Here is a 6,859-nt window from a genome sequence, read left to right as displayed (position 1 = left end):
TCCTGGCTGGTTCTCTTCGTTAATACTTCCTCTGCGCCCTCCTACCCCGGCCTGGAAGGGATTCGCATTGGGCATCCTGTGCCCAATTGTTTCGATGTAGTGTCCGTAATCCCACCAGGACATTACACCATATGCAGCATCAGGATACTTGAAGAGTTCTCCGTTTTTGGGAGCTTCATAGATGGCATTGTAATCCATGCCCGGATCAGGAGTGTTTGAGTGGAGCCATATACAAGTTTCCATCCAGGGCTCATTGGGTTCGCCACCTGTATTTTTTGCATATAGCATTGCAGACCCGTATGCAGGATAGATCAGAATGAGTACCAGGGCAAGAACTGCAATGATCTGTTCTATTTTGATAAATTTAAAAAAACTTTTAATGTCTGCAGATGACTTTACAGTGCTCTTGAACTTTTCATCCAGTTCGTTCCATTTTACCACCTCAAGCAGCAGACCTCCAACATAGGCACTGAGAATTGAAACATTTATTGAATAGTAATACGCAAAACGGACCTGGCCGTAGATTGCCAGGAGCATAAAAATACTCCAGACGAGAACAAGCACTTTTTCAGGCTTCGATTTCCGGAACAAACCTGCTGCAAGAATTAATATGCCGAGAGTTGAGACAAGGAATCCGAAAACAGTGAAATTTTGAAAGGCCCTTTCGAAAGTAAAACTTCCCTTGTAGTAAAACATAGAGCTAGCTTCCTGGATTGTAGCAGGTCCACCCGTCTGAAGCCCAAAAACAGTATTTGGAGCGTTTATGATCAGCGTATAAAGGGTTGGAGATACAACTTTTGCTGCAAGCAGTCCAAGAACGCCAATTCCGAATATCACCAGAGGGTAATAATAAGCCTTTATCCGCTTCTTTTTGAACTCCCTTTGAATGAAACTCAAAGCCGCAAAACCTGCCATTGTCCCAAGAGCGGTAACGAAATGGAACCACGAGTAGTAATAAAGTGAAAAACCCATATCAGAATGGACAAAAGGAAGTATAAGGACTGCGCTTACTAAAAACGTGACTAAGCCTGTGAACCCGAGGTAATCACTTGACTCATTACGGAAATTGTCAAGGATGTACTGTAATACGGCGTAAGCAAGGACAATTAACTCGAAAAGAGAAGCTCCTGGCCAGGAAAGCTGATAGGCGGAATACATGATACCGGCCATAACGGAATACAGTAAGGGCTCTTTCACAACATTAAATCTTTTGTTAAATACGTCTTCAAAACGCAGGCCTTTTTCCTTTGAGGAAATCAAGGCCAGCATGAAAAACATAATGAAAAGCGTACTGAATAGAGACTCTGCAATATGATGGTCTGTAGAGCCAATCACTGAAAAGGCCAAAAACTGCCCTGGAGCAAACACAATTAAAATTGCAGCCAGAATTCCTGCCTTACGGCCGCCAAGATACTTTCCGATATAATAAACAGGAATGACAGTAAGAGCTCCAAGCACTGCAGGGAAGTAAGCTCCTACAGTATTAACCAGTGCAGCACTGGGATTTCCCAGGCCTAAAACAAGGGAAATAAGAGCCATCATCTGATCGAACAATGGACCAAAATGTATGTAACTACCGTAAGGATAGTTAGTCATTGGGTTAAAAAACATTCTATTGGGGTAGTTTTCAAGAAGAACATTTAAGGTACGCATATGATACCAAGGATCATTGCTAGCGAATTTTACAACCCCGTTAGGTAAAAACACCGAATCTAAAGAGAGTGTTCTCATCCATAGAGACACAAAACCGATTATCGCAACTGCCAGAGTATAAGGCCAGCTGGATATCATTTTATCTTTGAATGACGATACCGGACGATCACGAGAACCCATAGTAATCCCTTTAAGAAATAAACTTTACAAATTAATATCGAATTACGAAAAAGAAAATCAAATAGATTGTATTAATTCAATGTAACAGTTTATAATTTTATCCCATTTTTGGTCAGGAGCCTCATAATACTTTTTCTCTCCGAACTGGCTGAGAATAGCTTTCTTTATAGAATCGACATTCCCCGGAGGAACAAAAAAAGTTCCTTCATAGCTAGCCATCGATTCTTTCAAGCCGCCTACTTCGGAAACAACAACAGGCTTTCCAAAAGACATGGCAATATGCGCAATTCCACTCTGAGAAGCTCTCAAATAGGGCAGGACTACCACATCTGCAGCGCTGAAATAGAAGTTTACTTTCTCGTCAGGAACGTAGTCGTCTACCAGCGTAATTCTATCACTGAATGAAGAAGTCTTAATCTGATCAAGTAATTCTTTGCGATCCTCCCAGACTTCTCCGACAATCAATAACCTGCTTTTCTCGAGAATTTGAGGAGGTAACTGTTCAAAAGCCCTGATCAGGTAGGGAATTCCCTTATACTTTCGAATTAAACCGAAAGAAAGGATAACAAACTCATCATTTATCAAAAGGTTTTTTCTTGCCGCTTTTATGTCAAGCAGTTCCCCGTACTGGTCATAAAGGCCATGCGGGATTACATGGATTTTTTCAGGGGCAATAGAATACCTTTCTGCAACAAGCTGTTTATCCGATTCTGAATGAGTGATATATGCATCCAGATTTCTACGAAGCAGTTTTCCCGTTATTTTCGAATATAAACGGATCGGAAGTATTGATTCTTCAAAAGGGTCTACAACTTCGTGAAATTCTACTATTATTTTTGGTTTATGCAATAGATTTGCAAATATTTTTAGCAGAAGCTGCATATGCGCAACCGAAGAAGTCCACCACTGCAAGACTATGATATCCGGCTTTTGCATTTTAAGAAAAAGGTATGCTTGAACCCATGTCAACGGATTATTATAGTCCATGCCGTCAAAGACAGGAATCCCGGGTGAAAAGTTCAGGTCTGAAATGTTTTTTCCGACATGGGATTTTCCAGGAAAAAGAAAGGTTGGAAGCAACTGCCGAAAGCAAATAACAGAGACATTTTTTTCCGCAGACATGGCATTTGCCAGGCGGATAGTATAATAACTGATACCACTTAAAAAACGTTTTGAAGGCCCAACTATGCAGATGCTTTTGTTAGATGTCATTTACTTAAACTATCACATTATCTTTATATTAAACTAATGCATTACTCCGTATAAGTTTCAATGAAAAAGAGGTTCGGCCTTGAAAATAGCCCAGATCTGTCCCCGTTACTCCCCTGATATTGGGGGAGTGGAAACTCATGTAAAAGAGATCAGTGAAAGGCTGGTTAAAGCAGGGCATGATGTTGAGGTTATAACAACGGACCCCACTGGAAAATTGAATAAAAAAGATATGATAAATGGAGTAAAGGTTATCAGGTTCGGATCTTTTGCACCGGGAAATGCATATTACTTTGCTCCCCAGATCTATTTTTACCTGAAAAAAAATAACTATGATGTTATTCATGCACACAGTTATCATGCACTTCCTGCATTTTTTGCGTCTTTGGGCAGATACCACGGAAAATTTGTATTTACGCCCCATTATCACCGGCACGGTCATACCGCATTCAGGAATCTACTGCACAAGCCTTACAGGCTTCTCGGGAAGATGATCTTTTCCAGGGCAGATTCCGTGATATGTGTGTCGGAGTATGAAAAGGAACTTGTAGAGTCGGATTTTAAAGTTGCCGCAAAAACCGTAAAAATCCCTAACGGAATAAACCTCAAAGAGTTTGAAAATCTGAAGCAACGGAGAAAAAGTCCGGCGGAGAAAACCGGGAGAGAGAAAACTCTTCTCTACGTTGGCCGCCTAGAGGAGTACAAAGGAGTACAGTATATTATTCAGAGTTTGCCTGAACTTCAGGATTTTAGGTTGAAGATCGTGGGAAAAGGGCCATACGAAGCCGAACTTCGCAGTGTGGCAAAAAGCCTTGGAGTAGAGGGAAGGGTTGAATGGTTAAAAGACCTCTCACGGAAGGAGCTACTTAAATGCTATGCAAATGCGGATGTATTTCTCATGCTCTCTTCCCATGAGGCATATGGGATAACCGTTGCTGAGTCTCTGGCTGCAGGAACTCCGTGTATAGTGGCGAAAGGGAGTGCCCTTGAGGAGTTTGTAGACGGAAATGCCTGTGTGGGAATTGAGATGCCCGTTTCGAAAGACAAAGTAATCAAAACCGTGAAAGAGACTCAGAAAAGCGAACGAAAAGAAATTTCTGGAAGAGATGAAAAAATATTGGACTGGGATGAAGTTTCAGCCAGAATTGAGAAGCAGTACTTACAAAGTTAGAAATAAATTATTCGATTTAAGTAGGATCCATGAATAACATTACCTTTACAAGTAAGGCCATAATATTCACAATTTTCATTTGCCTGCTTTCGGCAGGTAACTTATTTTTTTCGTAATATGTTTAATGATAGCGTTTTTGCTGGAAAAACATATTATCCCTGATACTAAACATTATTGCAAAAATGAATCGTGTCCGCGAGTTGTTGAAAACAGTGAGCACAAGAACCTCTCTGCATTTTCCTCAAATGCAGGGGTAGTCCTCATTTTTCCGAATTGATCAACGACTCAAGGACACGACCCAAAAATGGTTTATTGGTTATATGTCGTGAGATTTGGGCCAGATGTTAATCAGTTTTAAACACATAACATATTTATATAATGTTTGAAAAACGCCATCAATAAAAATTCTCAAAATAGAATGTCAACCGGCCGAATGTAGGAAAAACGATCTCAAGAAAAAGATTATAATTCCTAATGACGACCTGCCGGAAGTAGAATGTATGAAGTGTTGACGGATGAGGGACTTGGAGAAGAAATGACCAGAAAGGGACTTAAAGGTCTAAAATATTTAGCTGGGACAACTCGGCAAAAAAATGTTAAAGCTTTATAAAGAATTATAAAGTCAGGTCGTCATTCCATCTCTAATTCCCTTTAAGAAAGAGATAAAGGATGGAAACACTTCCGTGTTTTTATGACGATACAAAATACCACCAATAGCAACCCACATCCGAAATCCAAAAAAATAAATTAAGAAAGAAATATATTGTTTCTTTGACGAATGCTTTTTCATAAACCAAAATTTATTCCTTGTATAATGGTAGAGGTAAAAACCAGTTATCTTATTGCTTGTAGCTCCACCCTTGTGCCAGATCTTCCCTTTTGGCACGTAAACTATTTTATAGGATGCTTTATGAGCACGTACACACCATTCGGTTTCCTCTAGATATGCGAAATAGTCTTTATTCAAATATCCTATCTTATGGAACAATTCACTTCTTGCAAGTAACGCACAACCTATTACACTGTCGACTTCTTCAGGTTTATCAGATGATTTATTTTCACGCGATGTCCGGTTAATCGCTTCACCTAAGCTCCAATATATTTTTGTGCCGGCGGATTGAATCTTATAAGGAGGTCTATAATCATATACAGTAGGTCCTAAAATCCCTATATGCGAATCATTTTCTGCTACATTTATTAGCTCATTAAGAAAATGGTGATCTACAACTACATCGTTATTAAGTAAAAGCACAAAATCAGAATTTAATTTATTTAAAGCAAATTTTATTCCAATATTGTTACCTTCAGCAAAACCGTAATTATCGTCATTTTTTATAAGAATTAAATTTTTTCTTGCAACCGTATTTGTAATAATTTCTTTTGTTGAGACTGGTGATTCCAGTCCATCCTTCGAATATTCTTTCACACATATCGGTTTATTTTCTTGAGAAAAATCAAAGAATTTAGATTCAACTTTGATATTCCCTTCAGCATAACTTTTTATTTTTTCAATAGAGTGATCTTTTGAGCCGTTATCAACTACAATAACTTCGTATAGCGGATATGTAATCTGATAGACAGATTCCAAACATACTATAGTATCTTCCCAACCGTTCCAGTTGAGGATTATAATAGCGACTTTTGGATTCATATTCTACGCCCTGTTTTTCGAGATAAATCTCTAAACTTAAAATAGATACTTTGACCAAATAGTAAAAGAAGAAGAGTTGACATTGTTTTGAGATTTAAATGGTATACTTTTATGGATTTTATCAGATAATTTCTTCCAGTTTTGAAATCGCCATTTGAGCAGAGTCCAGTACCCAAATCAAAATAATTATCAGACAGAATTTTTTTATTTTTGTTAAAATCATCTAAATGTTTTAGTAAAATAGTTTCATGTGCTTTAAGCATATTATTTTGGTTAAGATTTACGCTATTGGCCGTAGAATATGAGTATAACAAAGGCTTATTAATATATTTAAAGAAGTAATGTTTTGAAATTTCGATCCACAATTCCCAATCTTCTAAAGCAGGGAGATTTTCATCAAAATATTTTGTGTTTTCAAAACATTCTTTCTTGATAAGAACTGTTGGTGTTCCGACAAAATTTCCTTTAAGAAGTTCATTATGTATGTTTCCTTCTTTTTGAGTGAAACGATCACTTGGAAAGTATATTTTTTTATCAGCTTCTATCCTGTAAAAACCAGAATAAACAACTCCAACTTCAGGAGGAGCATCACCGAAAACTTCCATTTGTCGTTCCAATTTGTCTGGAAACCATTCATCATCACTATCCTGAAATGCAATATATTTTCCTTTAGCTGCTTTAATCCCTGTATTTCTTGCTGCTGAGGCTCCTTTATTTTTATTGTATCGAATGTATTTTAGTTTTGTATCTTGAAAACTTTTTATGATTTCTCCCGTATTATCTATTGAACCATCATCAACGACAATGATCTCCAAATCCTGGTAAGTTTGATCCAAGACACTCTGAATAGCTCTGGATATTAAATGGGCCCTATTATAAGTCGGGATTACTACACTTACTCCTGGATTTCGTTCATTCATATTATTTCCCCATATCCGAATTCTAAAACTGCAAAAATTGGATCTTTATATCGATACTCTACTTAACTATTTTTT

The 6,859-nt window shown here is 37.9% G+C and carries 5 protein-coding genes; 1 reads left to right on the top strand and 4 read right to left on the bottom strand.

Features of this window, described 5'->3' with window-relative positions; all coding sequences use genetic code 11:
• Nucleotides 1-1,833: oligosaccharyl transferase, archaeosortase A system-associated (locus RG963_RS11475; protein ID WP_310576416.1), on the bottom strand; the 1,833-nt coding region annotated here is incomplete at its 3' end.
• Between the two features lie 57 nt (nt 1,834-1,890).
• Nucleotides 1,891-3,045 carry a glycosyltransferase family 4 protein gene (locus RG963_RS11470; RefSeq protein WP_310576415.1) on the bottom strand — a complete coding sequence of 385 codons (1,155 nt, stop codon included), beginning with the start codon at nt 3,043-3,045 and terminating at the stop codon, nt 1,891-1,893.
• Between the two features lie 79 nt (nt 3,046-3,124).
• Between RG963_RS11470 and RG963_RS11465 the strand changes: the two genes are divergently transcribed.
• Nucleotides 3,125-4,213, top strand: a complete 1,089-nt coding sequence (locus RG963_RS11465; RefSeq protein ID WP_310576414.1) for a glycosyltransferase family 4 protein — start codon at nt 3,125-3,127, stop codon at nt 4,211-4,213.
• A gap of 622 nt (nt 4,214-4,835) precedes the next feature.
• On the opposite strand, the gene RG963_RS11460 is transcribed toward RG963_RS11465, so the two are convergent.
• On the bottom strand, nt 4,836-5,864 hold the full coding sequence (locus RG963_RS11460) for a glycosyltransferase family 2 protein (RefSeq protein WP_310576413.1): 1,029 nt from the start codon (nt 5,862-5,864) through the stop codon (nt 4,836-4,838).
• On the bottom strand, nt 5,861-6,784 hold the full coding sequence (locus tag RG963_RS11455; protein WP_310576412.1) for a glycosyltransferase family 2 protein: 924 nt from the start codon (nt 6,782-6,784) through the stop codon (nt 5,861-5,863). Before RG963_RS11455 ends, RG963_RS11460 begins: the two co-directional genes overlap by 4 nt.
• Nucleotides 6,785-6,859 lie beyond the last annotated feature (75 nt).

The organism is Methanosarcina baikalica, from assembly GCF_031461075.1.
Taxonomy (GTDB): Archaea; Halobacteriota; Methanosarcinia; order Methanosarcinales; family Methanosarcinaceae; genus Methanosarcina; species Methanosarcina baikalica.
The sequence above is the reverse complement of the archived record's forward strand: the minus strand, read 5'-3'. Positions and strand labels throughout refer to the sequence as shown.